The sequence below is a fragment of the Nocardia cyriacigeorgica genome (assembly GCF_010858045.1).
Taxonomy (GTDB): domain Bacteria; phylum Actinomycetota; class Actinomycetes; order Mycobacteriales; family Mycobacteriaceae; genus Nocardia; species Nocardia cyriacigeorgica_E.
Genome location: NZ_JAAGVC010000458.1, coordinates 1 through 224 on the forward strand (window position 1 = coordinate 1; position 224 = coordinate 224).

The 224-nt window shown below is 70.1% G+C and carries 1 pseudogene; it reads right to left on the reverse strand.

The window, feature by feature from the left end:
* A pseudogene (locus GV790_RS30650) lies at positions 1 to 224 on the reverse strand (hypothetical protein); the annotation flags it as partial.

Here is a 224-nt window from a genome sequence, read left to right on the forward strand (position 1 = left end):
CCGCCGAGGAGCGGAATCACCAGCAATACCAGCGGAATCCAACCGAGCACCGCGCGGGCACCCTGGTGCTCCCAGGGCCGCACCAATGCCAGATCGGCCGCGACGGCCACCACCGCGCAGCGATCGGCCACACCCAGCTCGGTCAGCCGTTCACGAGCCTCGCCCACCACCTCCGGCAGGTCGAACAGGATGCCGTGCGACCGCGGTGCCCGCTGCAAGATCTC